Here is a 24,373-nt window from a genome sequence, read left to right as displayed (position 1 = left end):
CCCGTTGTTTTGCCGAGCGCCCGCCCATGTCCGACGCCCCCACGCTCGCAGCCAAGGTGCTGCTGCTCGAACACGATCCCCGGCACTACCAGACGCTGTGGGACTTCGCGCAGTCGCTCGGGCTCGTCGTGCTGCCGCGCAGCGCCACCGACGCATTGCCGACGCTGTCGCAGCACAAGGACCTGGGCGGCGTGATGCTGGCCGAGGACCTGCCCTGCGAGAGCGGCGGCGCGCTCGACCTCGCGGTGGCCATCCACCGCCTGCGCCCGGAGCTGCCGATCTTCCTGCGCCGCACCGGCGACACACCACTGGCCGAGGCCCAGGCGCGTGCCGCCAGCCACCCCTGGACCGAACTCGACACGCTGCGCGAGGCGGTCGAATGCAGCCTGTTCAGCCTGCGCTACCCCACCGAGCTGGTCAACGGCGTCGTCGAGCTGACGGCCGGCGCGATCCGTTCGATGTTCCCGCACGCCCAGGTGGACAACGAGCCGCCGTACGTCGTGCACGACCGCATCATCTTCGGCCAGGTGTCGACGCTGATCGCGCTGGAGAGCACCTGGTGCCGCGGCTACATGATGCTGCAGACGGAGGAGAGCGCGCTGCGCCAGGGCATGCTGCAGGGCTTCGGCTACGAAGGCGTCGGCGGCGACCTGAACTTCCGCGAGCTCAACCACCTGCTGGGCGAGACGACGAACCTGATCTGGGGCGCGTTCAAGAACCGCTACATCCCGCCCGAGGCCTTCGCCAACGAGCAGACCCAGGTGCCGATCGTCATCAACCACGAGCAGAAGTACATCTCCTTCGGCTCGCAAGACCCGCAGCTGTGCGTGCGCTACAAGCTGTCGGACCCGCGCCGCCCGGGGCTGCCGCCGCTGATCATCGTGCAGCGGCTGATCTTCAACCTGCTGTGGTCGCCCGAACGTTTCACCGAATACGCCAGCCCGGGCGACAAACCCGGCGGCACCGGCGAACTCGAACTCTTCTGAAACCCCGAGCGCGCCGCGCGGCGCGAGGATCCCGTCCCATGGCCCATGTCCTGGTCGTCGACGACTCGAGCACGATGCGCGAGATCGTCTCCAGTTATCTCATCCAGAACGGTTTCGAAGTCACCGTGGCCAGCGACGGCCGCGACGGCATCGCCAAGCTCCAGCAGGACCCCGGCATCCGGCTGATCGTCAGCGACGTCAACATGCCCAACATGGACGGGCTGACGATGGCGCAGAAGATCCGCACCGAGTTCGGCAACAAGGACGTGCGCATCATCATGCTGACGACCGAGGACAACGCCGCCATCCGCGCCCGCGGGCGCGAGGCCGGCGTCACCGGCTGGATCGTCAAGCCCTTTCGCGGCGACGCGGTGCTGGCGCCGTTCCGCAAGTTCTGCGGCCTGAGCTGAACACGCGGCGCGTCAGGCCAGGGTCTGCTCCAGCGTGCCTGCGGCGCTGCGGCCGTCCCAGCGCAGCCGCGCCATCGCGCCGTTGATCAGCAGCCACTGCGGCGGCCGGTGGCCGATGTCCAGGTCGGCGAGCACCGGGCAGGTCAGGTCGGCCAGCGACTGGTCAACGGCCCGGGCGTCGTCCAGGCGTTGCGGGTCGTCGACCGGCTCGGCGCCGCTGCGCCCGATCAGCACGGCCGCGACGCCGTCGAACCAGCCGGCCGCGCGCAGCCCGCGCAAGGCGCGCACCAGGGCCGGTGGCGACAGCTCGGCGTTCTCCAGGTACAGCAGCGTGGCTTCGCCGCGCGCGGCGGCGCGGAGCACGAAACCCGGCACGTCGCCGTCGCGCGATGCGGCCAGATGCATCAGCGTGTCGATGCAGCCACCGATCAGCCGGCCCTGCAGGTCCAGCGGTCTGGCGGCCGCTGCGTTCACCGGCCGCCAGACCGTGGTTTCGCTCAGCTGGTAGGGCTGCTGCGGCGCGGAGGCGAAGTCGGTCCATTGGCGTTGCCAGCGGCTGGACGCGGCCTGCACGAAGCGTCCGCCGGCCGGCGTCGCCAGGTGCTCGAAGAGCGAGGCCGTCAGCGGGTCGTCCTGGCCCGGCACCAGGTCCATCAGGCAGGGGCCGTGCGCCGTCGCCCAGCCCAGATGCAGCGTGATCGGCAGCAGCAGCGTGCTGGTGTCGGAGTAGCCGAGCAGCCACTTCGGCCGCGCCCGGCCGAGCGCCGCCCAGTCCAGTCGCTGCAACACCTCGATGGCCAGCTCGCCGCCCCAGGGCGGCACGATGGCGTCGACGTCCTCGCGCAGCAGCAGCGCCATCAGTTCGGCGGCGCGTTCGGTGGCCGGGGCGCTGGCGTCGTCCTGCTGCTGTCGCAGGCAGCGGCCTTCCTCGACGAGGAAGCCGCGGGCGCGCAGCACGCTCAGTGCCAGTTCCAGTCGCGCATGCAGGCGCGGTGCGACGCCCGAACTCGGCGCGGTGACGGCGATGCGGCTGCCGGGGTGCAGCGGGGCGGGGTAGATCGTGGCCATCAGCCGATGATGCCGGCGTACTCGTGCCGGCGACGCTTGGCGATCCACCCGTCGACCCATGCGGCGGATCAACTCATGAGCGGCAGCGGCGAACGCCCCAGCTTCTCCGGGGACGGCTCCTTGGGCCTGTCCACGTCGGCAAGGCCTTCGGCCTGCAGCAACGGCGCCAAGGACGGCAGGCTCCAGGTCTTGCGCAGCCGCAGGCTGTTGAGACCGTCATTCCAGGCATGCAGCATGCGCGGCCCGACGCGCTCGAAGTTCTTGAACGTGCGGCTGGCGCGCACCACCTCGGGCGACACGTCCACGACGGCCTGGCACAGCCGCTCCACCCGCCGCTCGATGTCCTGCGGCTTCAGGCCGCAATGCGTCTGCAGGTACAGCTCCAGCGCCTTGCCCGGGCGCCAGGTGCTGCGGCCATGCACCGACATGCCCGGCGGGTTCTTGCAGTAGTCGTCGTAGACCGTGATGGTCAGCATGTCGTAGACGGGCGCCAGCCGGACGTCTTCGCTGCCGGAGTAGAGCAGCGCGATGTTCTTCGTGTGGCAGTCCGCGTTGCGCAAGGCATAGGTCAGCAGCAGCAGGTCACCCAGATGCGACAGTGCCTGCGCCTGACGGGCCGGTGGCGTGACGTCCTTGATGCGTTTGGCGACCTTCTCCCAGGTCGACTCGTACTTCTGCTCGGGGCGCAGGGCGAGCAAGCTGCAAAGGTCTTCCATGCCCAGCCGGGTGCTCCCGTCCGCGGCATAGTCGAAACGGTGGACCACCAGCGCCTGCCCGTCGTCAGACACTTCGGTCTTGGCGGCATGTTCGAAGGCGAGTTGCGCCACCCGCATGCAGAAGTGCTCGTTGAGCGCCACCCCAGGCAGCTTCTCCGTGGTGCCTTTGATGATGAAGTGCTCCGTGGCCAGGGTCGACTTGTCATGGCCTTCGGGAAGCTCCTTGGCGCCGGGCGCCAGGAACTTGGGCACGACGCCGGACACGCCGCTCTGCGCATAACGGTGTACCAGTTCCACGAAGGCCGCCTCGGAGTTGTCGCCTCGCAGGATGTCGCGCAGCTCGAATGCCGGCGCCGGAGCGACGGGGTCAGCACCCTCGGGCGCCACCTTGACGCGGCCAATCGCGTTGCGGCCCACCACCGAAAGCAGGCTCAGCGGCGAGGCCCCGATGTGGGGGCCCAACTGTTCCTGCAGGACCGACAGCAGGTAGCCCTCGGGCAGGTTCATCCGGAACACAGGATGCAGTTCCGGGTAGGCGTAGGACTTCGTCCGCACGGGCATGAGCAAGGACACGAAGTCCTCGGCGGCCACGGCGGGATGGTAGGTGAGCACGTGCTCGAAGTTGTCGGGCGACTCCAGCGTCGCCACGGCCTTGTTCTGGACGAAGACGGTGAGCTTCAAAGCGGCTCCTTGAAGCTCGTCGTGGCAGAACCCGGGTTGTCGTGTGCGGCCTCGCTGCGCCGCACGCGCAGTGCGTCATCCAGGGTGAACTGCGGCCTCTCTTCGGTGACCGCCAGCCCGTGGCCCAGCACCTCCAGCAGGCGAAGGAGCTTTCGGGCTCCGAACTCGGCGACCTGGCCCGTCTCGAATCGAGCCAGCGTCGACTGCCCCATCCCGGTAAGGGCGCCCAGCTCTTTCTGCGTCAGGCCCTTGGCCTTGCGCAGTCGCGCCACCTCACGGCCGAGGTCGGCTAGGCTCGAGAGTTGATGCTTCATTTGCTATGTCTCTGCTGGGATGACATTGGCCCGAGAATGCTGTATTTGCTATCAAGATTCTCGCCGCCACGTTGATGACTGCGGCTTATTTCTCTCTTGAGCCCCCACAAGGTTGGCGCTCTCGACACGATTAAAAATAGCAAATACGGCATATCGTGGCAAGAGCCTCCCGCACACACAGGCGGGGAGCCTGTCTGTGATATAGCATATACGGCATTTGTTGGCCTAAGGGAGGCCTCCACTGCGCATGTGCTTCTTCATCGGTCTGGCTGCAGAGCTTGCGGGTCCCGAATCGAGGCGCTTGGATGCTTGGTGCGCGCCGGGGCAGGCTGGATGTCGCGGCCAGACGGGGGCTCCGGCGAGGCCGAAGCCATGAAAAAGGCGGCCCGCAGGCCGCCTTCGTCGTATGCGCCGACTGGTTTACAAACCGGCAGCCGCGCGCAGCGCCGCAGCCTTGTCGGTTCTCAAGCTCCGGCCGGGCCTTGCGGCCCTTGACTTCGCTGGCGCGAAGTCAGCCTGCGCTGGCGCTCGGATACCGCGCTGCGCGCGGCGGGCTTACAGCCCGGCTGCGGCGCGCAGCGCCGCAGCTTTATCCGTGCGTTGGTCTTCGCTCACATCGCTGGCGCGATATGAGCGAAGCCCGAGAACCGACACCGCGCTTCGCGCGGCGGCCTTACAGGCCGGCGGCCGCCCGCAGGGCTGCCGCTTTGTCGGTTCTCTCCCAGCTGAACTCCGGCTCTTCACGGCCGAAGTGGCCGTAGGCCGCGGTCTTCTCGTAGATCGGGCGCAGCAGGTCGAGCATCTGGATGATGCCCTTGGGGCGCAGGTCGAAGTGGGTCTCGACCAGCTTGGCGATCTCGGCGTCGGAGATGACGCCGGTGCCTTCGGTGTAGACCGTGATGTTCATCGGCTTGGCGACACCGATGGCGTAGGCCACCTGCACCTGGCACTGGCGCGCCAGGCCGGCGGCGACCACGTTCTTGGCGACGTAGCGCGCGGCGTAGGCGGCCGAGCGGTCGACCTTGGACGGGTCCTTGCCCGAGAACGCGCCACCGCCGTGCGGGCAGGCGCCGCCGTAGGTGTCGACGATGATCTTGCGGCCGGTCAGGCCGCAGTCGCCTTGCGGGCCGCCGATGACGAAACGGCCGGTCGGGTTGACCAGGTAGCGCGTGTCCTGCAGCCATTCCTTGGGCAGCACCGGCTTGATGATCTCCTCGATGATCGCCTCGTAGAAGCTGGCCTTGAGCTTGGTGGCGGTCTCGCTCTGGTCGGGGTGGTGCTGGGTCGACAGCACGACCGTGTCGATCGAGTGCGGCTTGCCGTCGACGTAGCGCATCGTCACCTGGCTCTTGGCGTCGGGGCGCAGGAAGGGCAGCTTGCCGTTCTTGCGCAGCTCGGCCTGGCGCTCGACGAGGCGGTGCGCGTAGTAGATCGGCGCGGGCATCAGCTCGGGCGTCTCGTCGCAGGCGTAGCCGAACATCAGGCCCTGGTCGCCGGCGCCGGTGTTCAGGTGGTCGTCGCTGGCGTGGTCCACGCCCTGGGCGATGTCGTTGCTCTGCTTGTCGTAGGCGACGAGCACCGCACAGCCCTTGTAGTCGATGCCGTAGTCGGTGTTGTCGTAGCCGATGCGCTTGATCGTGTCGCGTGCGACCTGGATGTAGTCGACGTGCGCGTTGGTCGTGATCTCGCCGGCCAGCACCACGAGGCCGGTGTTGGTCAGGGTCTCGGCAGCGACGCGGCTGCGCGGGTCCTGCTTGAAGATCGCATCGAGGATCGCGTCCGAAATCTGGTCGGCCACCTTGTCGGGATGGCCTTCGGAGACGGACTCGGAGGTGAAGAGGAATTCGTTCGCCACTGCTGAAAAGCTCCTGTCTATCTGTCTGTCGAACCCTGACTTCGCGATCGTCGGGGGCAGATAACTTCTGGAGCCGCGGCGAACGCTTTAGCGGATTTGTTGAGCCAGCACCACCCGAAGCGGCGTCGTGCCCGGCGGTGCCTCGGTATCCTTCGGCTCCCGCGTCGCCCCGCAAGTTGTCCTGTTAACTCGGCGACGCGCGGATCATACAAGCATGCATTTCCTGGTTCGCTGGCTATCTCGCCGTTCCTTGCGCTTCCTCCACATCCTGGGCGCTTTTCTCGGTTGGCTGGCCTACTGGTTTTCACCGACTTACCGCCGCCGCCTCGGCGCCAATGCCGCGCTGGCCGGTTTGACGCCGGCCGAACGCCGCGAAGCGGTGGCCGACGCCGGCCGCCTGGTGATGGAAGTGCCGCGCCTGTGGCTGCGCCCGCGCGAGCAGCCGATCGCCGACCCGGTGCGCTGGGAAGGCGCCGAGCTGATGGAGTCGCTGCTCGGCCGCGGCAAGGGCCTGGTGCTGCTGACGCCGCACATGGGCAGCTTCGAGATCGCCGCGCAGGCCTATGCCGAACGTTTCGGCGCCCGCCAGCCGATCACCGTGCTCTACCGTCCGGCGCGCAAGCAGCTGCTGCGCGAACTGGAGGAGACCGCGCGCGCGCGCCCGGCGCTGGCCACCGCGCCGGCCACGCTGTCCGGCGTGCGCCAGATGCTGCGCGCACTGAAGAAGGGCGAGACCGTCGGCCTGCTGCCCGACCAGGTGCCGCCCGAAGGCCAGGGCGTCTGGGTGCCGTTCTTCGGCAAGCCGGCCTACACGATGACGCTGGCCGCGCGCCTGGTGCAGCAGACCGGCGCCGAGATCGCCATCGTCTGGGCCGAGCGCCTGCCGCAGGGCGCGGGCTACGTCGTGCGCGTGATGCCGATGCCCGAGCCGCTGCCCGAAGGCGGCGACGACGAAGCCTGCGCGCGCGCCGTCAACCGCTCGATGGAAGCCGTCATCCGACTCAAGCCCACGCAGTACCTGTGGGGCTACCACCGCTACAAGGCGCCGCGTCGCGTCGCGTCCTCATGAACCTGTTCGCCCGCGCCGTGCTGGCGCTCGTCTGGCTGCTGCACTGGCTGCCGCTGGGGGTGCAGGCCGCGCTCGGCCGCGGCCTCGGCGCCCTGTTCTACCGTTTCGCCGGCCAGCGCCGGCGCATCGCGCTGCGCAACCTGGAGCTGTGTTTCCCCGACAGGCCGGCCGCCGAGCGCGAGCGCATCGCGCGCGAGCACTTCGGCTGGCTGGGCCGCAGCCTCATCGAGCGCGGCCTGCTCTGGTACGCCAGCCCGGAGCGCCTGAAGCGCCTGATCCACGTCGAGGGCGAGGTGCACCTGGCCGACGAGAGCGAGCGCCCGGTGATGTGGCTGGTGCCGCACTTCATGGCGCTGGACGTCGCCGGCGCCGCGACGCAGCTGTTCCAGAAGCGCTGGGTGGCCTCGATCTACCAGCGCCAGAGCATCCCCGCCTTCGACGCCGCGATGCGCGCCGGCCGGCTGCGCTTCAAGCAGGGCGAGGTCTTCTCGCGCCACGAGAGCGTGCTGCCGCTGATCCGCGCGATCAAGCGCGGCGCCGCGTTCTTCAACCTGCCCGACATGGACTTCGGCCGCCGCGAGGCGGTCTTCGTGCCCTTCTTCGGCGTGCCGGCGGCGACGCTGATGGCGCCGGCCAAGATGGCTGCGTCCTTGAAGATGATCGTGCAGCCGGTGGTCGCCGAGTTCCTGCCCGGCGGCGCCGGCTACCGCGTGCGTTTCCTGCCCCCGTTCACCGACTGGCCCGCCGGCGACCCCGAAGCCGACGCGCGCCGCATGAACGAGTGGATCGAGAGCGAGATCCTGCGCAACCCCTCGCAGTACCTGTGGGTGCACAAGCGCTTCAAGACCCGCCCCAAGGGCGAGCCCAAGCTGTACCCGAAGCGATAATCCGGCGATGCGACTGCGCTTCACCAAGATGCACGGCGCCGGCAACGACTTCGTCGTGCTCGACGCCAGCGGCGCGCCGCTGGCGCTGTCGCGCGAGCAGATCCGCCGGCTGGGCGACCGGCGCTTGGGCGTCGGCGCCGACCAGATCCTCGTCATCGAGCGCAGCGCGACGCCGGGCGTCGACTTCCGCTACCGCATCTTCAACAACACCGGCGACGAGGTCGAGCAGTGCGGCAACGGCTCGCGCTGCTTCGTGCGCTACGTCGTCGAGCACGGGCTGACCGACAAGACGACGATCCGCGTCGAGACCGTCAACAACCTGCTCGAGCTGTCGCTGGCCGCCGACGGCCGCGTGCGCGTGGACATGAACCGCCCGGTCTTCGACCTGGCGCGTGTGCCCTTCGACGCCAGCGGGCTGACGCCGCGCCTCGTCAACGGCGTCGAGCTCTGGCCGCTGGCCGACGCCGGCGTCGAGGTGGCGGTGCTGTCGATGGGCAACCCGCACGCGGTGATGCGCGTCGACGACGTCGACAGCGCGCCGGTGGCCGCCGTCGGCCCGCGCATCGAGAGCCATGCGCGCTTCCCGCGCCGCGTCAACGCCGGCTTCCTGCAGCTGCTGTCGCGCGCCGAGGTGCGGCTGCGCGTCTATGAACGCGACGCCGGCGAGACCCTGGCCTGCGGCAGCGGCGCCTGCGCCGCGGTCGTCGCCGGCATCCGCCTGGGCTGGCTGGACCGGCGCGTCGAGGTGCACGCGCGCGGTGGCGACCTGCTGATCGAGTGGCCCGACGACAGCGCCTCGGTGCTGATGACGGGCCCTGCCGTGACCGTCTTCGAAGGAGAAATCGAGCTGTGAACCTCCAGGGCATCACCGAGAACGACATCGCCGAGTACCTGGCCAACACGCCCGGCTTCTTCGAGCGCCACGCCGAGCTGCTGTCCAGCGTGCAGCTCACCAGCCCGCACGGCCAGCGTGCCGTCTCGCTGCAGGAGCGGCAGATGGAAATGCTGCGCGACCGCATCAAGGGCCTGGAGATGCGCATCGTCGAGATGATCCGGCACAGCCAGGAGAACGTCGGCATCGCCGAACGCCTGCACCGCTGGACACGCGCGCTGCTCGTCACCGCCGACGCCGCCGCGCTGCCCGCGGTGCTGGTCGACGAGCTGCAGCACCAGTTCATGATCCCGCAGGCGGCGCTGCGGCTGTGGAACGTCGCCCCGGCGCACGAAGGCCAGCGCTTCAGCGAGGCGGTCAGCGAGGACGTGAAGAGCTTCGCCGACAGCCTGTCGCAGCCCTACTGCGGCGTGAACGCCGGCTTCGAGGCCGTCGGCTGGCTGCCCGAGCCCAGCGCCATCGCCTCGGTGGCCTTGATCCCGCTGCGTACGGCGGGCGGCAGCTTCGGCCTGCTGATCCTGGGCTCGCCCGACCCGACACGCTACAGCGCCGACATGGGCACCGAGTTCCTGGTGCGCATCGGCGACACCGCGGGCGCAGCCTTGTCCCGTTTGACGGCCTGATCCCGACGATGGACGCCACGCTGCCCGACGACGCGCAGCGCTGGCTGGACCACCTGAGCGTCGAGCGCCGCCTGTCGGCGCGCACGCTGACGCTGTACCGCGACGCCCTCGGCCGGCTGGCGGCCTCGGCCGCCGCCGACGGCGTCGAACTGCGCGCCGCCCAGCCGCACCACGTGCGCCGCTGGATGGCGCAGCTGCGCACCAGCGGCCTGGCGCCGCGCAGCATCGCGCTGGTGCTGTCGGCCTGGCGCGGGCTATACCGCTGGTGGGGCCGCGAAGGCCTGGTGCCGGCGAACCCGGTCGACGGCCTGCGTGCGCCCAAGGCGCCCAAACCGCTGCCCAAGGCGCTGTCGGTCGACCACGCGGTGGCGCTGGCCGAACACGAGAACGAAGACGGCGACGCCCGCCTGGCGGCGCGCGACCACGCCATCGTCGAACTGCTCTACGGCTGCGGGCTGCGCATCGGCGAGCTGCTGGCGCTGGACCTGGCGCCCTCGGCCACGGCGGCGGGCTGGATCGACGTCGACGACGCCAGCGCCCACGTGCTGGGCAAGGGCCGCAAACGCCGCAGCGTGCCGGTGGGCGCCAAGGCGCTGGAAGCGCTGGCGGCCTGGCTGGCGTTGCGGGCGCAGCTGGCCGCCGCCGGCGAGCCGGCGCTCTTCGTCAGCCGGCGCGGCGAGCGCCTGTCGCAAGGCGCCTTGCGCGCCCGGCTCAAGCAGATCGCGCTGCAGGCGGGGCTGCCGACGCACGTGCACCCGCACATGCTGCGCCACAGCTACGCCAGCCATCTGCTGCAGAGCAGCGGCGACCTGCGTGCGGTGCAGGAGCTGCTGGGCCACGCCAGCATCTCGACGACCCAGGTCTACACCCAGCTCGACTTCCAGCACCTGGCGCGCGCCTACGACGCCGCGCACCCACGCGCCAAACGCAAGACGCCCGAAGGCGGCTGAAGGCCGCACGGCCGGGCGCGGCGACAATCGCGCCCATGAAAACGATCAGACTGCGCGAAGGCAAGGAGCGCTCGCTGCAGCGCCACCACCCCTGGGTGTTCCAGGGCAGCATCGAGAAGGGCAAGGCCGACGCCGGCGAGACCGTGCGCGTGGAGGCCGCCGACGGCAGCTTCCTGGCCTGGGGCGCCTACAGCCCGAACTCGACGATTCGCGTGCGCGCCTGGAGCTTCGAAGCCAGCGAGCGCATCGACGCCGACTTCTTCGAGCGCCGCATCGCGCGTGCGCTGGCGCTGCGTGCGCGCCTGCCGGTGGCCAGCGACGGCGTGCGCCTGGTGCACGGCGAAGCCGACGGCCTGCCGGGCCTGGTCGTCGACCGTTACGGCGACCTGCTGTCGGTGCAGTTCCTGTCGGTGGGCAGCGTGCGCTGGAAGGACGTGATCGCCGACGCGCTGATGACACAGACCGGCGCACGCGGGCTGTACGAGCGCTCCGACTCCAGCGTGCGTTCGCTCGAAGGCCTGGAGCCCGTCACCGGCTGGCTGCGCGGCGGCGGCGGCACCGAGCTGACGATCCGCGAACACGGCTGGAAGCTGTCGCTGGACGTGGCCACCGGCCACAAGACCGGCTTCTACCTCGACCAGCGCGACAACCGCGCGCGTTTTGCCGAGATGGTGCGCCAGCAGGGCGCACGCCGGGTGCTGAACTGCTTCAGCTACACGGGCGGCTTCAGCGTCGCGGCGCTGGCCGGCGGTGCCCGCCACGTCACCAGCATCGACTCCTCGGCCCCGGCGCTGGAGCGCGTGCGTGCCCACGTCGAGCTGAACGGTTTCGACGGCGCGCGCAGCCAGACGCAGGACGCCGACGTCAACCAGTTCCTGCGCGACGAGATCAAGGCCGGCCGCAGCTACGACGCCATCGTGCTGGACCCGCCCAAGTACGCGCCCACGGCCGCGCACGCCGAACGCGCGTCACGCGCCTACAAGGACATCAACCGCCTGGCGCTGAAGCTGCTGGAGCCGGGTGGCCTGCTGCTGACCTTCAGCTGCTCGGGCGGCATCAGCGCCGACCTGTTCCACAAGATCGTCGCCGGCGCGGCGATGGACGCCGGCGTCGACGGCGCCATCCTGGCGCGGCTGGAAAGTGCGCCCGACCACCCGACGACGCTGTTCTTCCCCGAGGGCGAGTACCTGAAGGGCCTGGCGATCGTCAAGCAGTAGCGCGGCGTTCAGCGCCCGCGCACCAGCGCCATCACCTTGGTGGTGTCGAGCGTGCGCGCCTGCTGCTGGATCTGCGGGCCGTACTGCGCCTGCAGCCCACGCGCCTGCTGCAGCAGGTCGGTGTAGGTGCTGCGCAGCATCTCGGTGGAGAACGTGCGCCCGCCGGCGTAGTAGCGCTTGGCGACCTGGCCCAGCGCCCAGGTCGTCGCGAAGCTCAGCCCCGAGCTGACGGCCTGCTTGCCCAGGCCGCCGAACAGCCCCTTGCCCAGCAGCCCGCCGAGCAGCTTGCGCCCGGCCTGCTCCAGGTATTGCGAGGTCAGGCCCACGCCGGCGGTGGCCAGGAAGTCCTTCACGTGGCCGCTGTCCAGCGGGTAGCCGTAGGCCAGGCCGACGCGGTGCACCAGCTTCATCTGCAGCGGGATGATGGCCAGCGTGGACAGCGACTCGGGCAGCAGCTCCAGCGCGCCGTTGAGGATGGCGGCGTTGAGGATCGCGCGGTCGAGCTCGGATTCGTCGACGGCCGGCCGGGCGGCCGCGGCGGCCGCGGCTGGCGCGGCGCTGGCCGGCACGGCCTCGGCGGCCAGCGTGTCGGCCTGCGCGGCGTAGGCGTCGGCCTCGCCGACGTCCAGCCCCAGGCGCTGCGCCAGGTCGGCGAGGAAGGCGCGTTCGGCATCGCTCTGCGCGCCGTCGGCGTCGCAGACGCCCACCGCCATCTCGTAGGCCAGCTGGCGTGCCTCGGCGCTGCCCAGCGCCGCGGCGGCAGCGGCGACGTCCACGCGCTTGAGCAGCACGTCCTGCACCAGCGAGGGCAGGTCGACGGCGGCGTCGTGCGCCAGGCCTTCGGCGATGCGGCGGATCTGTTCGCGCTCGCGTTCGTGCTTGCGGCCGTCGGCGAAGGCGGCGAGCAGGGCGATCGTCAGGACGGCGCGGGTGTCGGCGGTGTTCATCGGGCGGTGGTGACAGGTGGTGACGCGCGCACTCTAGCGAGCGTGCTTTGTCCGCTGCGCCGCGGGTGCTTGGCGCTCAGCGTGCCGGCGCCGGCAGCGGCAGCCGCGGGTCGAACTTGGCGCGTTTGACGCTGAAGAAGGCTTTCACGTTGCGCACGTTGGCGTCCTGCGTGAACAGGCGCTGCACCAGCGCGTGGTAACCGGCCATGTCGGCGGCATGCACCACGAGCACGAAGTCCGGCCCCGGCGAGACGCGGTAGCACTGCTGCACCGCGGCGTCGGCGGCCACACGCGCTTCGAACGCGTCGAGGTGCTCGGCGCCCTGGCGGTCGAGCGTGATCTCCACCAGCGCCGTCAGCCCGGCGCCCAGGCGTTCGGGCGAGAGCAGGGCGACGCGGCGCTCGATGACACCGCCATCGACCAGCCGGCGCACGCGCCGCAGCGCCGTGGCCGGCGAGGTGTGGGCACGTTCGGCCAGCGCCTGGTTGGAGAGCGAAGCGTCGTCTTGCAGCAGGTCGAGCAGGCGGTAGTCGGTGGCGTCGAGATCCATGGCGAAAGGATATGCCATCGTAGTTCTTCCGATGAAAGAAAAGGTCGGCACCTCATTCGCGTGGGTGAATCGTTCACAAGTCGGCCATCAATGAACGAAAACTTCATCCGCCCCGGCCTAGCATCCCGCCACCGAAGTTCAAAAGGTCGAATCCCATGTGCGGCATCGTCGGCGCGGTCAGCACGCGCAACATCGTCCCGATCCTGATCGAAGGCCTGAAGCGGCTGGAGTACCGCGGCTACGACTCCTGCGGCGTGGCCGTGCACCAGGACGGCGAGCTGCGCCGGGCGCGCAGCACCTCGCGTGTGGCCGAGCTGGAAGCCAACGTCGAGCGTGACGGCATCGCCGCCACCACCGGCATCGCCCACACGCGCTGGGCCACGCACGGCGCGCCGCTGGTGCACAACGCCCACCCGCATTTCTCGTCCGGCCCCGGCGCCGACGGCCCGGGCCGGATCGCGCTGGTGCACAACGGCATCATCGAGAACCACGACGAGCTGCGCGCCGAGCTGCAGCAGCGCGGCTACGTCTTCACCAGCCAGACCGACACCGAGGTCATCGCCCACCTGGTGCACCGCTACTACGAAGGCGACCTGCTGGAAGCGGTGCAGCGTGCGCTGCCGCGGCTGCGTGGCGCCTATGCGATCGCCGTCTTCTGCCGTGACGAGCCGCACCGCGTGATCGGCGCGCGCCAGGGGTCGCCGCTGGTGCTGGGGGTCGGCGAAGGCGAGAACTTCGTCGCCTCCGACGCGATGGCGCTGGCCGGCGTCACCGAACGCATCGTCTACCTGGAAGAAGGCGACGTCGTCGACCTGCAACTGGGCCGGGTGTGGATCAGCGCCGCCGACGAGCAGGGCCGCTACCGCCCGGTGGAGCGCCCGGTGCGCACCGTCGCCGCCTACAGCGGCGCCGCCGAGCTGGGGCCGTACCGGCACTACATGCAGAAGGAGATCTTCGAGCAGCCCAAGGCCATCGCCGACACGCTGGACGCGGTGCCCGGCATCAGCCCCGAGCTGTTCGGCGACGGCGCGTACCGCATCTTCAAGGAAGTCGACCGCGTGCTGATCCTGGCCTGCGGCACCAGCTACTACGCCGGCAGCACCGCGCGCTACTGGCTGGAGTCGGTGGCCGGCATCCCGACGACGGTGGAGATCGCCAGCGAGTACCGCTACCGCGACAGCGTGCCCGACCCGCGCACGCTGGTCGTCACCATCAGCCAGAGCGGCGAGACCGCCGACACGCTGGCCGCGCTGAAACACGCACGCAGCCTGGGCATGAAGCACACGCTGACGATCTGCAACGTCGCCACCAGCGCGATGGTGCGCGAGTGCGAGCTGGCCTACGTCACGCGCGCCGGCGTCGAGATCGGTGTCGCCAGCACCAAGGCCTTCACGACCCAGCTCGTCGCGCTGTACCTGCTGACGCTGGCGCTGGCGCAGGTGAAGGGCCGGCTGACCGACGAGCAGGAAGCCGCGGAGCTGAAGGCGCTGCGCCACCTGCCGCTGGCGCTGCAGGCCGTGCTGGCGCTGGAGCCGCAGGTCATCGCCTGGAGCGAAGACTTCTCGCGCAAGGAGAACGCGCTGTTCCTGGGCCGCGGGCTGCACTACCCGATTGCGCTGGAAGGCGCGCTGAAGCTCAAGGAGATCAGCTACATCCACGCCGAGGCCTACCCGGCCGGCGAGCTGAAGCACGGCCCGCTGGCCCTGGTGACCGAGCAGATGCCGGTGGTGACGGTGGCGCCGAACGACGCGCTGCTGGAGAAGCTGAAGAGCAACATGCAGGAAGTGCGCGCCCGCGCCGGCCAGCTCTACGTCTTTGCCGACGCCGACACCCACATCGCCAGCGAACCCGGCGTGCACGTCATCCGCATGCCCGAGCACTACGGGCGGCTGTCGCCGATCCTGCACGTGGTGCCGCTGCAGCTGCTGGCGTACCACGCGGCTTGTGCGCGGGGGACGGATGTGGACAAGCCGAGGAATCTGGCTAAGTCGGTGACGGTGGAGTGAGGGGCTGCGCTGGCGGCACCGCCGTCAGCCAGGCGACCAGCGATGAAGTCGCTCCATCACCTCGGCTTTCGGCAGCCGCCGGCGCGGGTGAGCCCATATGCGCGAGAGCCCTTCATGCAGCGTCGCGGCCCCGACCTTGCCTGATGCTTCCATCTGGTCCAGGACCCACAGCAAGCCGTAGACGACGCAGTGGCGCGCCTGGGCCTCGGCCCGCAGAAGCTTGTCACCCGACACCAGGGCGTGGCCCTGGCGTCGGGCGCAGCTGAGGGCAAAGCAGTCCGGCAACGAGAGACCGGGGCGCAGCTTGCGAAGCTGCTGTGCGAAGTCGACCTCGTCGGGGTTCAGCGCCACGACGCCCAGGCCGAGCGTGCGCAGCAAGGGGCCGTTCTCTGCCTCCAGCTCGCGTGCAAACAGAAGGTCCGGCACCACCATCGTCAGGTCGCAGGAGAAGGCAGGCTCCAGGAGCCCACCCCGCTCCAGGTCGATCAGGACGGATGTGTCCGAGACCAGGATGATCATGGCCGGTCAGCCAGGCTGCCCCGCCAGCCGGCGGTCCAGTTCACGCACGCTGATACGCAGCAGCTCGGCCGCGCGTGCCTCCGAGATGGCGCCCTCGGCGACGGCGCGCAGACACAGGCGCTCCATGCGCTGCGGCACTTCGGGCATCAGCATGCCCGGTTCACCGGAGGCCTGGCTGTTCCAGCCCAGATCCTTGATCTGGGCCCACAGGCGGCCGTAGACCGCCTTGGTGATGATCCCCAGCTGGGCACATCGCACCGCCAGTGACGCGATGCTGACCTTGAACAGCTTCTTCAGCTCGGCCAGCTCGCCGATCGAGATCGACGTCCGGTGCGGGCCCAGCAGCCTGAACACCATGTCACGGGCCATCAGGAACGCGCCGGCAAAGCGGTCGGCGGCCTTCTCCTGCTCGGCGTCGCTGAGGCCGCTGAAGCGCAGCACCAGGTGCGCCAGTTCGTGGGCCAGCGTGAACCGCTGCCGCTCGCCGTTGTGGCCCTGATTCACCACGATCACCGGCACGTCCTGGCGGTCGGGCCGCTGCACGAACGCTTTGGAGCCCGACACGTTCTCCGGCAGGTCCAGGGCGATCACCTTGACGCCCTTGTCTTCCAGCAGTTCGGCCATGAAGGGGATCGGGTCGATGCCCAGCTTCCACAGGCGGCGCAAGGCGTCGGCGGCCTGTTCCGCATCCTCGACGCGTGCGATGTCGAACGCCTCGTCTTCGGGTGCAGCCCAGGCCTGCTCCACGCCGGGCAGCAGCTCTTCCAGTTCCAGGTAGCGCTCGACCTGATCCAGCACGGACGCTTGCACGGCGCGCTCCTCCTTGACGCCGGCATGCGGCGCCTTGCGAAAGTCCACGCCCGTCAGCTCGATCTCGCGCTCGCTCAGCAGGTACTCGGGCGAGACGCGCAGGGCCTTGGCCATGGCCAGCAGGATGGTGGAGCTGGGCATCATCTCGTCGCGTTCGTACTTGCCGATGGCCTGCGCCGAGACCTGTCCCTGGATGGCCGCTTCCAGCTCGCGCAGCGACAACCCGAGAGCCTCTCGCGCTCTCTTGAGTCGGTTTCCGATCATGGTGTTCTCCGCGGCCTTTGGTTTACAGATTGATGATGAGGATTGTTGTTTGTAAACTCTCTCGCGTCAACTTCTCCGACCGGAGGTTCGTGATGGCTAACCGGAACAACGTTCATGTCGTCCAGCGTGACAACGGCTGGGGCACGCTGCGCGAAGGCGGGCAGCGGGCGACGCAGGTGTTCGACACCCAGGCCCAGGCCATCCAGGCCGGACGGTAGATGGCTCGGCAGGGGCAGGGCGAGTTGCTGATCCACGGGCAGGACGGGCGCATCCGGGCCCGTGATTCCTACGGCAACGATCCCTGCCCGCCGAAGGACGCCAAGTGATCAGGTTCGACTTCCAGATGCCGGATGTGGACGCCGTGCTGCGTGAAGCCATGGCGGAGGTCGAGAAGGACCTGACCGAGAAGGTACGCCCAGCGGCGGTGCCTTTTGGTGGCGTCGCGGTGAAGGTCGAGCGCGAGGCCGATGGCACCCTCAAGACCATCAATCTGCAGGGTACCGAGGCGGCGATCGAGGCGGCTCAGGCCGCCCTCAACTGCTGATGGGGCTAATGGGCGAAAGGCTCCAAGATGTGTGGGTGGTGCTCTGTCATTCCCCATCAGCGCCGCCTTCGCCGACGCTGGATAGCCACCCTCGAGCGCTATGCTCGTCACCAGTCTTTGTCGACTGAATCACGCGAGCTGTCCATGGAAACGCAGGCCCTGCATCGTGGCCGATTGATCGATCACATCCAACTCGTGGTGCGGGATCTCCCGGCCAGTCAAGCCTTTTACGCCGCCATCCTCGAGTCGCTCGGCGTGCCGATGGGCGGCACGGGCGAAGGCTACTTCTGGGCCGACGAGCTCTTCGTCACCGCCGTCGACAGCCCGGCTGCGCTGGGGGTGCTGACCGGGCGCCATCACCTGGCCTTCCAGGCGCAGGACAGGGCGATGGTGGACAAGTTCTACAAGGCCGCACTCGCCCATGGCGGCCAGGACCATGGCGCTCCCGGCGAGCGTGCCTACCATCCTGGTTATTACGCGGCTTTTGTCCTGGACCCGGACGGCAACAACATCGAAGCCGTCTATCACGGTGAAGCCAAACGCAGCGCTGCGTCGGTCGTGATCGAGTTCTGACCGCGGCGGCGGGCGGCATCACCGCGCCTCCAATGCCCTGCGCCGGCTCGGCCAGCTCATCGTCCGAAGGCGCAGTGCCCCCATGCGGGCCTCGTCGTGCACGCCGAGCAGGAAGTCCACTTCGCGCAAAGTGCGCACGGGCCTGCCCTCGCGTTCGGCGGCCGCGGCTTCGCGCCGCGCCATGAGCTGGTCGCCGCTGCTGCGCGAGCGGGGCGCCTGTCGCCTGAAGCTCAGCCGGCCGCGGTCGTGCCGCCGCCCTGCGCCAGCGCCTGCGCGACGCGTTCAGCCAGATCGATCAGCTGCCCGTCGATCGCCCGCGCCTGCGCCAGCAGTTCGTCGTCGGAGCCTGACCCGCCTGCCAGCGCCGCCTCGAAGCGGCCGACCTCGTCGGCCAGCGCGGTGGCGCCGACGGTCGCGCAGGCGCCGCGCAGCGAGTGCGCCTGGTCCTGCCAGGGCCGGCGCTGATCATCGGCCGGCGCCGTGCGCCAGGCCGGGATGCCCTGGCCATAACGCTCGACGAAACGCTGCAGTACGCGCGCCAACGCCCGGGTGTTCCCCGCGGTGTGGCGCAGGGCCGCCTGCACGTCCAGCGCCCCGGTCTCCTGCAGCGACGCGGCCAGGCCGGCCGCGCCGCCGCGTGTCGCGCCGGCGGCGGCTGCGGCGGCCTCGCCCGGCGGCAGCCAGCGCAGCAGGGTTTCGTAAAGCGTCATCGCCTCGACGGGTTTGGCGATGTGGTCGTTCATGCCGGCTGCCAGGCAGGCGGCACGGTCCTCGCCGAAGGCGTTGGCGGTCATCGCGACGATGGGCAGGGCGTCGCCGAGCCGCCTGCGGATGCGTCGTGTCGCCTCCAGGCCGTCGGTGCCCGGCATCTGCATGTCCATCAGGATCATGTCGAAACCGCCGCGTGCCGCCTGCTCGACCGCCTGCTCGCCGTCGGCGGCCACCTCGACGACGATGCCGGCATCCTCCAGCAGCGCGCAGGCCACCTCCTGGTTCACCTGGTTGTCCTCGGCCAGCAGCACACGCGGGCGCGTCGGCCGGCGCTGCAAGCGTGTCAGGGCGTCGGACGGCCGTGCCGGCACGGTGCTGCCCGCCGGCAGGCTCAGCAGCGCCTGCGACAGCGCGTCGTTGATCGACGACGGCGTCACCGGCTTGGTGAGCACGGCGACGAACTGCGCCTGCCGCGCCCGCTCGCGCAGCGTGTCGGCGTCGTGCGCGCTCACCAGGATGCACGGCGCAACGTCGCCCCCGCGCCGCCGCAGCTCGAGCACGGTGTCGATGCCGTCCGGCCCCGGCATGCGCCAGTCGACGACGAGCAGGTCGTAGGGCCGGCCGGCGGCGCGTTCGGCGGCGAAACGCTCGATCGCCTGCGTGCCGTCGCCCGCCTCGTCGACCTGCATGCCGACGCGCCGCAGCATGTCCGCGAGCACCTCGCGCGACTCGGCCAGGTCGTCGACCAGCAGCGCGCGCATGCCGAACGGCGCCTGGGCTGCGGGCGGCCACTCGGGGGCACGGGTGTCGCCCTGGCCCAGCCAGCAGCTGAACCAGAAGCTGCTGCCCTGCCCGGGGCGGCTGTCGACGCCGACGTCGCCGCCCATCAGCCGCGCCAGGTGCCGCGTCAACGCCAGGCCCAGGCCGGTGCCGCCATAACGGCGTGTCGTTGACGCGTCGGCCTGCTCGAAGGCCTCGAACAGCCGCGCCTGGCGTTCCGGCGCGATGCCGATGCCGGTGTCGCGCACCTCGAAACGCACCAGCAGCCGGCCGCCTTCGGCCGCGACGCGTTCGCCGCGCAGCCGGATCCAGCCGTGGTCGGTGAACTTGACGGCGTTGGCCAGCAGGTTGATCAGCGCCTGCGCCAGGTGCTTGGCGTCGCCGCGCAGCCGCTCGGGCAGCTGGCCGGCGTCCAGCACCAGCTCCAGCCCCTTGTGCGCCGCGCCTTCGGCCACCATGTCCAGCACGCGGTGCATCAGCTCGTCGCGCGAGAACTCGGCGTTCTCCAGCGTCAGCCGCCCGGCTTCGATCTTGGACAGGTCCAGGATGTCGTTGATGACCTGCAGCAGGTGGCGCGCCGCGTCGTCCACTTTGCGCAGGCGCTCGCGCAGCGTGGTGTCGGCGGCGTCGCGCGCCATCAGGTGGGTCAGGCCGATGATCGCGTTCATCGGCGTGCGGATCTCGTGGCTCATGTTGGCCAGGAAGGCGCTCTTGGCGCGTGTCGCCGCCTCGGCCTGGTCGACGCGCCGCGCCAGCTCCTCGTTCAGCTGCTCGAGCTTCTGCTCGGCCTGCTTCAACGCGGTGACGTCGGTGACGACCATCAGGAAACCCTGCACCACGCCGTCCAGCACCTGCGGCACGTAGCTCACGAGGATGCGGGTCACGGCGCCGTCGGCGCGCACGAACTCGCGCTCGAAGTCGCGGCGCTCGCCTCGCAGGACGGCGCGCACGAGGTCCTCGTCGCCGCGCAGGCGTTCTTCGCCGATCAGCTCGGCCATCGCCATGCCCGGCATGCGCTCCGGCGGGACGGGGAACCAGCCGCGGCAGGCTTCGTTGGCGAAACGGCAGCGCAGGTCCGTGTCCCAGTAGCCCACCGGGCCGGGCATGGTGTCGGCCATGCGGCGCAGGAAGTCCTGGCTGCGCGCCAGCTCGCGTTCGCGGTCGCGCAGCGCGGCCTCGGCGGCCTTGCCCTGGCTGATGTCGAGCAGCGTGCCCATGATGCGCGTGGCGTTGCCGGCGGCGTCGCGCTGCACGACGCGGCCCCGGTCCATCACCCAGATCCAGTGCCCGTCGTGATGCCGCAGGCGGCCTTCGAACGAATAGAGGTCGATCGAGCCGGACAGGTGCAGGCGCAGCTGCTCCTGCGCTGCGGCCAGCTCGTCGGGGTGGGCCAGCTGCACGCGCGTGTCGATGTGCGGGCGAAGCTCCTCGGTGCGGTAGCCGACGATGCCGGCCCAGCGGGCGTCGAACGCGACCTCGCCGGTCTCGATGTTCCAGTCCCAGGTGCCGGCGTCGGTGCCGCGCAGCACGTTGGCCAGGCGCTCGCGCTCGACGCGCAGCGCCTGCTCGGCCTGCTTGCGCGAACTGATGTCGGTGCCCACCGACAGGTAGCGCACGATGCTGCCGTCGAGGCCGGGCACCGGGACGATGACGCTGTCCACCCAGAACAGGCTGCCGTTCTTCGCGCGGTTGCACACCTCGCCCTGCCAGGTGCGGCCGGCGACGATGGTCGCCCACAGGGTGCTCCAGAACTCCGGCGCATGCGTGCCCGAGTTGACGACGCGGTGGGTGCGGCCCAGAAGCTCGTCGCGCGAGCGCCCGCTGACGCGGCAGAAGTGCTCGTTGGCGTCGAGGATCGTGCCCTCGGTGTCGGTCACCGAGTACAGCGACTGCGCCGTGATCGCCGTGGACAGCGTGAGGTAGTCGCGCTGCGCGGCGCTGAGCGTGGCCTCGGCGAGCTCGGCGCGCTCGGTCGCGACGGCCCGCTCCTGCTCGGCGCTGCGCAGCCGCGCCACCCGCTGGCCCGAGTCGCGGATGATGGCCGCGACGCCGACGACGTGGCCGGTCTCGTCGGCGATCGGTCCGAGCGCGATCGAGACGTCGAGCAGTTGCCCGTCGCGCCGGCGCCGCTGCGTGTCCAGCGGCTCGATCGCTTCGCCGGCGGCGGCCCGGCGCAGCAGCTCCGCGCCTTCGGCCTCGTGCCCCGGCGGCAGGATCAACGCGGCCAGCGGCCGGCCCAGCGCCTCGCCAGCCGGGTAGCCGAACAGGCGCTCGGCGCCGCGGTTCCAGTCGGTGACGCCGCCGTCCAGCGACAGGCCGACGATCGCATCGCCCGAACGTTCGACGATGGCGGCCCGGCGCGAACGTTCGATCGCCGTCTGGCGCCGCTGTGCCGCCGCGCCGGCCAGCAGCGCGGCGGCGAAGGCCGCCAGCGCGCTGGCGGCGGCACCAGCGAGGAACAGCGTGCGCGGTTCGGTGCCGACCGGCCGCGCCATGAAGGCCGGCGTGGCGCTCATCTGCAGCCGCCAGCGGCGGCCGAGCACGTCGCGCTCGACGACGGCACGCACCGTGGCGTCGCCGGCCTGCAGCCCGCTGTCGAAGAAGCGTCCGGCGGGCCGGTCTTCGCCTTCGGTCACGTCGTCGGCGGCGAGCTGGAAGAGGTCGGTGGCCAGGCCGGTCGCGGCGATGAGTTCGGGCGCGACGATGGGCGCGTAGGTCCAGCCCCAGATCTCGCCGTCCACGGGCGTGCCGGCCAGCCGCACTGGCAGCAGCATCAGGAAACCCTGGGCCGGCGCCGTGGTGGCCTGCACCAGCGTGACCGGCGCGCTGATCGCGGCCGCGTTGCTGCGCATCGCCAGCGCCGCGGCGGCGCGGCGCCGGGGCTCGGACGCGATGTCCAGGCCCGACGCGCCGCTGTTGCGCCCGCCGGGCGCGACGTCGACGATCACCCAGTGCTCGCCATCGTGCGGTGCCAGATGTCGGATCTCGAAGCCCGTCCAGCCCCGGCGGCGGATGTCCGTCTCGAAGGCGGGCTCCTGGTCCGGCGCCACGCGCTGGATGTAGCCGATGCCCCGCGCGCCAGGAAACTCGAGGTCGAGGTCGCGTGTCTGGCTGTAGGCCTGGAAGGCCGCCCGGTCCAGCCGCTGCGGCCCCAGCGCGACGATGGCCCCGCGCAGGCCGCGAAGGCCGCGCTCGTAGCTCAGCACGTTGGCCTTCAGCTGGTCTGCGGCGCCCGCCGCGAGGTGTGCGAACTGCTCCTGGCGCTGCTGCGTGACCGAGCGCTGCTGATGCCACGCCAGCGCCGCGCTGATGCCCAGCCCCGCCAGCAGCACAGCTGTGGCCGTCAAGGCCTTCGCGGCGGAAACCTGCGACACCGGGGCGAGGTTCATCGCCGGCGATGGTACGGCGCAACCCGGTGACCCTGGCGTGTGGAATACGCGCCGCGCATCCCTCGCCGGAAGGGGCGTCCCCGCGTGTCGGGCGCGCGCGGGGACGCCTGCCGCGTCAGGGCGCCAGTTTCTCGAACCGGCAGGTGAAGTGCCGCATCAGCCTGGGCTCGCTGACGATGCGGTAGCCCGCCAGCCGGTCCTTGGCCGCCGCCACTTCCTCGAAGACCTCGACGACGTAGTCGGCGTGGCTCTGGGTGTAGGTCCGCCGCGGGAAGGCCAGGCGCACCAGGTCCATCGCCCCGGGCTTCTCGCTGCCGTCGGGCTGGCGGCCGAACATCACCGTGCCGATCTCGCAGCTGCGGATGCCGCCCACCTCGTACAGCGCCACGGCCAGTGCCTGGCCCGGGTACTGCAGCGGCGCGATGTGCGACAACCAGGCGCGGGCGTCGACGAACACCGCGTGCCCGCCGGCCGGCTTGACGACCGGGATGCCCATCGCGTCCAGGCGCTCGACGATGTAGGCGTTGGTGCGGATGCGGTAGCGCAGGTAGTCCTCGTCGACGATCTCGCGCAGGCCTTGCGCCAGCGCGTCCAGGTCGCGCCCGGCCAGGCCGCCGTAGGTCGGGAAACCCTCGGTGCGGATCAGGTGCTGGCGCGCCTGCTCGGCCAGCTCGTCGTCGTTGAGCGCCAGCCAGCCGCCGATGTTGCCGAAGGCGTCCTTCTTGGCGCTCATCGTCATGCCGTCGGCCACCGCGAAGCAGTCGCGCACGATGTCCTCGATCGAACGCTCGCCCTGGCCCGGCTCGCGGGACTTGATGAACCAGGCGTTCTCGGCGAAGCGGCAGCCGTCGATGACGAAGGGCTTGCCGTGGCGGTGCGCCAGCTCGGCGACGGCGCGGATGTTGGCCAGGCTCACCGGCTGGCCGCCGCCGGCGTTGTTGGTGATGGTGATCATCACCAGCGGCACCTCGGCCGCGTGGCGCTGCAGGTAGGCCTCCAGCCGCTCGAGGTCCATGTTGCCCTTGAACGGGTGTTCGCTGCGCGGGTCCCGGCCTTCGGCGATGACGAGATCGTCGCCGATCGCGCCCGAGGCCTCGATGTTGCCGCGTGTGGTGTCGAAGTGCGTGTTCGACGGGATGCGCTGGCCGGCGCCGCCGAAGATCGAGAACAGGATCGCCTCCGCGGCCCGGCCCTGATGCGTCGGGATCACGTGCTTGAACGGCATCAGGTGCTTCACCGCCGCTTCGAAGCGGTAGAAGCTGGGGCTGCCGGCGTAGCTCTCGTCGCCGCGCATCACCGCGGCCCACTGCAGCGAGGACATCGCGCCGGTGCCGGAGTCGGTCAGCAGGTCGATCAGCACGGCCTCCGAAGGCAGGCCGAAGAGGTTGTAGCCGGTGGCGGCGAGGTGTTGTTGGCGCTCTTCGCGGGTGCTCAGGCGGATCGGTTCGACCGACTTGATGCGGAAGGGCTCGATGATGGTTTTCATCCAAGGGGCTCCAGTACGGCCCCGTACTCCCGCGGCAACCGTTGCGCGATGGGGCCGATGCGCTGCGGTTGCCCGGAAATGCCGGACCGCGCTCAGCGCCCAAAGGGGTTGCGGGGGCGGATTTTG

General features: G+C 70.3%; 22 protein-coding genes and 1 pseudogene. 12 read left to right on the top strand and 11 right to left on the bottom strand.

What is annotated here, in order from left to right; translation table 11 throughout:
• The first annotated feature begins 26 nt into the window (after positions 1 to 26).
• Together EV684_RS01990 and EV684_RS01985 are read left to right on the top strand one after the other, a co-directional pair.
• Positions 27 to 986: a chemotaxis protein CheX gene (locus tag EV684_RS01990; RefSeq protein ID WP_165908365.1), complete on the top strand. Its 960-nt coding sequence runs from the start codon at positions 27 to 29 to the stop codon at positions 984 to 986.
• A gap of 38 nt (positions 987 to 1,024) precedes the next feature.
• Positions 1,025 to 1,396: a response regulator gene (locus tag EV684_RS01985; protein WP_132644519.1), complete on the top strand. Its 372-nt coding sequence runs from the start codon at positions 1,025 to 1,027 to the stop codon at positions 1,394 to 1,396.
• 12 nt (positions 1,397 to 1,408) lie between these two features.
• Here the strand turns inward: EV684_RS01985 and EV684_RS01980 are convergent, their stop codons facing one another.
• The 4 genes from EV684_RS01980 to metK all read right to left on the bottom strand — a co-directional run bounded on the left by EV684_RS01980 (position 1,409) and on the right by metK (position 6,030).
• On the bottom strand, positions 1,409 to 2,464 hold the full coding sequence (locus EV684_RS01980; protein ID WP_165908364.1) for a S66 family peptidase: 1,056 nt from the start codon (positions 2,462 to 2,464) through the stop codon (positions 1,409 to 1,411).
• 68 nt (positions 2,465 to 2,532) lie between these two features.
• Complete coding sequence (locus EV684_RS01975; RefSeq protein WP_132644517.1) at positions 2,533 to 3,861, bottom strand: type II toxin-antitoxin system HipA family toxin; 1,329 nt, start codon at positions 3,859 to 3,861, stop codon at positions 2,533 to 2,535.
• On the bottom strand, positions 3,858 to 4,175 hold the full coding sequence (locus tag EV684_RS01970; RefSeq protein WP_132644516.1) for a helix-turn-helix domain-containing protein: 318 nt from the start codon (positions 4,173 to 4,175) through the stop codon (positions 3,858 to 3,860). Before EV684_RS01970 ends, EV684_RS01975 begins: the two co-directional genes overlap by 4 nt.
• A 673-nt stretch (positions 4,176 to 4,848) precedes the next feature.
• Positions 4,849 to 6,030, bottom strand: coding sequence for a methionine adenosyltransferase (gene metK, locus EV684_RS01965; protein ID WP_132644515.1), 1,182 nt, complete (start codon positions 6,028 to 6,030; stop codon positions 4,849 to 4,851).
• Between the two features lie 214 nt (positions 6,031 to 6,244).
• On the opposite strand from metK, the gene EV684_RS01960 reads away from it, so the two are divergent.
• The 6 genes from EV684_RS01960 to EV684_RS01935 are packed head-to-tail and all read left to right on the top strand — an operon-like array spanning position 6,245 to position 11,668.
• Positions 6,245 to 7,099 carry a lysophospholipid acyltransferase family protein gene (locus EV684_RS01960; RefSeq protein WP_132644514.1) on the top strand — a complete coding sequence of 285 codons (855 nt, stop codon included), beginning with the start codon at positions 6,245 to 6,247 and terminating at the stop codon, positions 7,097 to 7,099.
• Complete coding sequence (locus EV684_RS01955; RefSeq protein WP_132644513.1) at positions 7,096 to 7,986, top strand: lysophospholipid acyltransferase family protein; 891 nt, start codon at positions 7,096 to 7,098, stop codon at positions 7,984 to 7,986. Before EV684_RS01960 ends, EV684_RS01955 begins: the two co-directional genes overlap by 4 nt.
• A gap of 7 nt (positions 7,987 to 7,993) precedes the next feature.
• Positions 7,994 to 8,839, top strand: a complete 846-nt coding sequence (gene dapF, locus EV684_RS01950; RefSeq protein WP_132644512.1) for a diaminopimelate epimerase — start codon at positions 7,994 to 7,996, stop codon at positions 8,837 to 8,839.
• Positions 8,836 to 9,501 (top strand): DUF484 family protein, encoded by a 666-nt coding sequence (locus EV684_RS01945; RefSeq protein WP_132644511.1) that lies wholly within the window; start codon positions 8,836 to 8,838, stop codon positions 9,499 to 9,501. Before dapF ends, EV684_RS01945 begins: the two co-directional genes overlap by 4 nt.
• Positions 9,502 to 9,509: 8 nt before the next feature.
• Entirely contained in the window at positions 9,510 to 10,451 is a 942-nt protein-coding gene (xerC, locus tag EV684_RS01940) for a tyrosine recombinase XerC (protein ID WP_132644510.1), read from the top strand.
• 35 nt (positions 10,452 to 10,486) lie between these two features.
• On the top strand, positions 10,487 to 11,668 hold the full coding sequence (locus EV684_RS01935) for a class I SAM-dependent rRNA methyltransferase (RefSeq protein WP_132644509.1): 1,182 nt from the start codon (positions 10,487 to 10,489) through the stop codon (positions 11,666 to 11,668).
• A gap of 8 nt (positions 11,669 to 11,676) precedes the next feature.
• Here EV684_RS01935 and EV684_RS01930 read toward each other — a convergent pair whose 3' ends face one another.
• Positions 11,677 to 12,615, bottom strand: a complete 939-nt coding sequence (locus tag EV684_RS01930) for a YcjF family protein (protein WP_132644508.1) — start codon at positions 12,613 to 12,615, stop codon at positions 11,677 to 11,679.
• Positions 12,616 to 12,691: 76 nt separating this feature from the next.
• Positions 12,692 to 13,183 carry an Lrp/AsnC family transcriptional regulator gene (locus EV684_RS01925; protein ID WP_132644507.1) on the bottom strand — a complete coding sequence of 164 codons (492 nt, stop codon included), beginning with the start codon at positions 13,181 to 13,183 and terminating at the stop codon, positions 12,692 to 12,694.
• 137 nt (positions 13,184 to 13,320) lie between these two features.
• On the opposite strand from EV684_RS01925, the gene glmS reads away from it, so the two are divergent.
• Positions 13,321 to 15,171, top strand: coding sequence for a glutamine--fructose-6-phosphate transaminase (isomerizing) (gene glmS, locus EV684_RS01920; protein ID WP_132644506.1), 1,851 nt, complete (start codon positions 13,321 to 13,323; stop codon positions 15,169 to 15,171).
• Between the two features lie 24 nt (positions 15,172 to 15,195).
• Here glmS and EV684_RS01915 read toward each other — a convergent pair whose 3' ends face one another.
• Both EV684_RS01915 and EV684_RS01910 read right to left on the bottom strand, forming a co-directional pair.
• On the bottom strand, positions 15,196 to 15,690 hold the full coding sequence (locus EV684_RS01915) for a type II toxin-antitoxin system VapC family toxin (protein ID WP_132644505.1): 495 nt from the start codon (positions 15,688 to 15,690) through the stop codon (positions 15,196 to 15,198).
• 6 nt (positions 15,691 to 15,696) lie between these two features.
• Positions 15,697 to 16,764 carry an XRE family transcriptional regulator gene (locus EV684_RS01910; RefSeq protein ID WP_132644504.1) on the bottom strand — a complete coding sequence of 356 codons (1,068 nt, stop codon included), beginning with the start codon at positions 16,762 to 16,764 and terminating at the stop codon, positions 15,697 to 15,699.
• 32 nt (positions 16,765 to 16,796) lie between these two features.
• Between EV684_RS01910 and EV684_RS01905 the strand changes: the two are divergent.
• The 3 genes and pseudogenes from EV684_RS01905 to EV684_RS01895 all read left to right on the top strand — a co-directional run bounded on the left by EV684_RS01905 (position 16,797) and on the right by EV684_RS01895 (position 17,881).
• Positions 16,797 to 17,090 (top strand): annotated as a pseudogene (locus tag EV684_RS01905) (DUF2188 domain-containing protein).
• On the top strand, positions 17,087 to 17,308 hold the full coding sequence (locus tag EV684_RS01900) for a hypothetical protein (RefSeq protein ID WP_132644503.1): 222 nt from the start codon (positions 17,087 to 17,089) through the stop codon (positions 17,306 to 17,308). Before EV684_RS01905 ends, EV684_RS01900 begins: the two are co-directional and overlap by 4 nt.
• Before the next feature lie 144 nt (positions 17,309 to 17,452).
• Entirely contained in the window at positions 17,453 to 17,881 is a 429-nt protein-coding gene (locus tag EV684_RS01895; RefSeq protein ID WP_132644502.1) for a VOC family protein, read from the top strand.
• Between the two features lie 18 nt (positions 17,882 to 17,899).
• Here EV684_RS01895 and EV684_RS23885 read toward each other — a convergent pair whose 3' ends face one another.
• The 3 genes from EV684_RS23885 to EV684_RS01885 all read right to left on the bottom strand — a co-directional run bounded on the left by EV684_RS23885 (position 17,900) and on the right by EV684_RS01885 (position 24,247).
• Complete coding sequence (locus tag EV684_RS23885) at positions 17,900 to 18,064, bottom strand: hypothetical protein (protein ID WP_165908363.1); 165 nt, start codon at positions 18,062 to 18,064, stop codon at positions 17,900 to 17,902.
• Positions 18,065 to 18,111: 47 nt separating this feature from the next.
• Complete coding sequence (locus EV684_RS01890; RefSeq protein ID WP_165908362.1) at positions 18,112 to 22,719, bottom strand: PAS domain S-box protein; 4,608 nt, start codon at positions 22,717 to 22,719, stop codon at positions 18,112 to 18,114.
• Positions 22,720 to 22,876: 157 nt separating this feature from the next.
• Positions 22,877 to 24,247 carry a tryptophanase gene (locus EV684_RS01885; RefSeq protein ID WP_132644500.1) on the bottom strand — a complete coding sequence of 457 codons (1,371 nt, stop codon included), beginning with the start codon at positions 24,245 to 24,247 and terminating at the stop codon, positions 22,877 to 22,879.
• Between the last annotated feature and the right edge of the window lie 126 nt (positions 24,248 to 24,373).

The organism is Rubrivivax gelatinosus (assembly GCF_004340905.1).
GTDB classification, from domain to species: Bacteria; Pseudomonadota; Gammaproteobacteria; order Burkholderiales; family Burkholderiaceae_C; genus Rubrivivax; species Rubrivivax gelatinosus.
Note: the sequence above shows the minus strand (reverse complement) of the source record. Positions and strands in the feature narration are given on the sequence as shown.

What these genes read in the sequence shown, in the direction of transcription:
- EV684_RS01910 (WP_132644504.1), bottom strand. Translation starts at nt 16,764, where the DNA reads ATGATCGGAAACCGACTCAAGAGAGCGCGAGAGGCTCTCGGGTTGTCG.
- EV684_RS01990 (WP_165908365.1), top strand. Translation starts at nt 27, where the DNA reads ATGTCCGACGCCCCCACGCTCGCAGCCAAGGTGCTGCTGCTCGAACAC.
- EV684_RS23885 (WP_165908363.1), bottom strand. Translation starts at nt 18,064, where the DNA reads ATGGCGCGGCGCGAAGCCGCGGCCGCCGAACGCGAGGGCAGGCCCGTG.
- EV684_RS01895 (WP_132644502.1), top strand. Translation starts at nt 17,453, where the DNA reads ATGGAAACGCAGGCCCTGCATCGTGGCCGATTGATCGATCACATCCAA.
- EV684_RS01985 (WP_132644519.1), top strand. Translation starts at nt 1,025, where the DNA reads ATGGCCCATGTCCTGGTCGTCGACGACTCGAGCACGATGCGCGAGATC.
- glmS (WP_132644506.1), top strand. Translation starts at nt 13,321, where the DNA reads ATGTGCGGCATCGTCGGCGCGGTCAGCACGCGCAACATCGTCCCGATC.
- EV684_RS01970 (WP_132644516.1), bottom strand. Translation starts at nt 4,175, where the DNA reads ATGAAGCATCAACTCTCGAGCCTAGCCGACCTCGGCCGTGAGGTGGCG.
- xerC (WP_132644510.1), top strand. Translation starts at nt 9,510, where the DNA reads ATGGACGCCACGCTGCCCGACGACGCGCAGCGCTGGCTGGACCACCTG.
- EV684_RS01915 (WP_132644505.1), bottom strand. Translation starts at nt 15,690, where the DNA reads ATGATCATCCTGGTCTCGGACACATCCGTCCTGATCGACCTGGAGCGG.
- EV684_RS01980 (WP_165908364.1), bottom strand. Translation starts at nt 2,464, where the DNA reads ATGGCCACGATCTACCCCGCCCCGCTGCACCCCGGCAGCCGCATCGCC.
- EV684_RS01955 (WP_132644513.1), top strand. Translation starts at nt 7,096, where the DNA reads ATGAACCTGTTCGCCCGCGCCGTGCTGGCGCTCGTCTGGCTGCTGCAC.
- dapF (WP_132644512.1), top strand. Translation starts at nt 7,994, where the DNA reads ATGCGACTGCGCTTCACCAAGATGCACGGCGCCGGCAACGACTTCGTC.
- EV684_RS01960 (WP_132644514.1), top strand. Translation starts at nt 6,245, where the DNA reads ATGCATTTCCTGGTTCGCTGGCTATCTCGCCGTTCCTTGCGCTTCCTC.
- EV684_RS01930 (WP_132644508.1), bottom strand. Translation starts at nt 12,615, where the DNA reads ATGAACACCGCCGACACCCGCGCCGTCCTGACGATCGCCCTGCTCGCC.
- EV684_RS01935 (WP_132644509.1), top strand. Translation starts at nt 10,487, where the DNA reads ATGAAAACGATCAGACTGCGCGAAGGCAAGGAGCGCTCGCTGCAGCGC.
- EV684_RS01925 (WP_132644507.1), bottom strand. Translation starts at nt 13,183, where the DNA reads ATGGCATATCCTTTCGCCATGGATCTCGACGCCACCGACTACCGCCTG.
- EV684_RS01885 (WP_132644500.1), bottom strand. Translation starts at nt 24,247, where the DNA reads ATGAAAACCATCATCGAGCCCTTCCGCATCAAGTCGGTCGAACCGATC.